This is a genomic window from Planktotalea frisia (genome assembly GCF_001890925.1).
In the GTDB taxonomy this organism is placed as follows: Bacteria; Pseudomonadota; Alphaproteobacteria; order Rhodobacterales; family Rhodobacteraceae; genus Planktotalea; species Planktotalea frisia.
The window spans coordinates 1-2,152 of record NZ_MLCB01000144.1 but is presented as its reverse complement, the minus strand read 5'-3'; the positions used below and the strand labels follow the sequence as shown (position 1 = coordinate 2,152).

The window sequence follows — 2,152 nt, the reverse complement described above, 5'->3', positions numbered from 1 at the left end:
TCGATGGTTGAGCAAACTCTACATTAAACTGAGGGAAGTTTCGGGGGGCAGGTCAGTGGGAACGACTAACCGCATGGATTACTTGCGAGACGAGACAGGCAATCGACGGTTCTGGCCAATCAAACTCGACACTGTAGATATCGATGCCATCCGCAGCGACCGAGATAAAATTTGGACGGCAGCCAAAGCACTCTACGATGCGGGCGAGCGCTGGTGGTTAACCAGCGCTGAAGAAAGTCTTGCTGAAAATCAGCAGCTGCAGCGCGCCTCCGTGGACCCTTTGTTCGATGAGGTCGCAGAGTGGCTTGAAACATCAGGGAAGAGTGAAACTTGTATGCGGGAGGCACTGGCTGCAGTTGCCTCGGATGATGAGGACACTTCAGCCGTCAAGATGTCTCCACAGCTCCAACATCGGCTAAGAGGCGCGTTAAACGCTGCAGGCTTCAAGAGCACAGGGTTAAAGTTCACCTCGGGTGATCATAAAGGGAGGACGATCTTTGCACTCCCCTTACCTGAGCCAAAATTACGATTTTAATACGCAAAAAAGAGAAGAGCGCCACGGTGGAGCAAACCGCCGTGGCGCTATTTCCAGTCCAATTAGGGGGAAGAGGTGGAGCAAGTTGAGCCTTTAAGCTGAACCTTATTAATACCCCCTAAACCATTGTTTTTATGCAATTATTAAGAGGTAATTGGAATTAAGGGGGCTGAAGCGAGCATTGGTTATGTAAGTTATGTAGAAATCGCTCCCCTCGCTCTACTTTGGCTAATCCCGCGTTGGCCTTCGCGAAGTATCCTCACTAATCAGTCTCAACCTCATGTGCCTAAATGGCTAGAGGAACGCTCAAGACGACTGACACAAATTGGGTTCTCAACCAAAGGCAGCGTCCAATCTAGACGTACGTACACAAACATCCCACTAAAGAGGTATTCAGTTGTCCGGTAGGAGAGATTGGCGGTAAGGTGAGGCGTGCAGCGCCCTACCCTTGCTCGCAACTTAGCAAGTAACTCATTTGGAGACCTATCTAGGTAATTATTAGCGGATAATTGTTTGATATGGTCAAAATTGACCGCGATCTAATTCTCCACCATGTTTATCTCCAACTTGTATTTGCAAAGAGGACTAGGGTCCTTCAAGCAACTTCTAAACTTACGCAAGGCCGAATATGACGATAAACTTGAGACAAAAGACCGAAGCTGTGTTTGCCGATGCTATATCCATTCCTCCAACTCCTTCAGATATGGATGAGAATGAATGGCTGACACGGTTAGAACTTGCTGCATGCTATCGGCTGGTCGATCACTACGGCTGGACCAGCGTAGTATATAATCACATCACATTGCGGGTGCCTGGAACGAATGAATTTTTGATCAATCCTTTTGGTCTGCGTTACGATGAAATTCAGGCCTCTAACCTAATTCGCGTTGATGTCGATGGAAACAAAAAGTCCAAAAGCAAGTGGCCAGTGAATAAGGCTGGCTATCTCATCCATTCCACATTGCACCAAGCGCGCGAAGACCTGCATTGTGTAATACACACACACGAGCCAGTTTCGCAGGCGCTTTGTGCATTGCAGTCGCAGGCGATCCCACTCACCCAAGAAGGCTGTCAGCTTTACGAACGCGTTGGTTATCACGACTTTGAAGGCATAGTTCTAGACGGAAGTGAAGGACCCCGGCTGGTGGAGGCTATTGGCCGTGAGGCCCACACACTCTTGTTGCGCAACCACGGTCTGATAACCGCCGGACCAGATGCCATTTGGGCCTTTGTTCGTCATCTCGCTTTTATTCGGAATACCGAGGTACAGCTTGCTGCAATGGCATCCGGAAAACTCAATCTGATACCAAACGAAATTATGGTAAAGACACGCGAACAATTTGAAGGTGGCTCTGCGCAGGCAAATGCACTTGTTAGACACCCCGAATGGCCAGCATTGGTGCGCCTGATTGATCAAATAGACCCTACTTGGAAAAGCTAGAATTTAGCCAGGCCGGCTATTCGAAAAACAATTACAAACCTAAACTCTCCAAATGAAGCCCACGTCCGGGGGGACTTTATTTGAAGTGGTCCTGCTTTTCTGTACAGGTTTACGGCTTAGCTAGGTTCAGGACTCATAACCAGAATATGACGGTTGCAGCGAGGGCGATCGCTGAC

The 2,152-nt window shown here is 48.7% G+C and carries 2 protein-coding genes; both read left to right on the top strand.

The genetic code is table 11. The features are described from left to right. Window positions 1–535: VapE domain-containing protein (locus tag PFRI_RS11955; RefSeq protein WP_217653412.1), on the top strand; the 535-nt coding region annotated here is incomplete at its 5' end. Window positions 536–1,175: 640 nt separating this feature from the next. Continuing rightward, the gene (locus PFRI_RS11950) at window positions 1,176–1,976 is read left to right on the top strand and encodes a class II aldolase/adducin family protein (protein ID WP_245812358.1); all 801 of its coding nucleotides are present in this window, start codon (window positions 1,176–1,178) and stop codon (window positions 1,974–1,976) included. Window positions 1,977–2,152 lie beyond the last annotated feature (176 nt).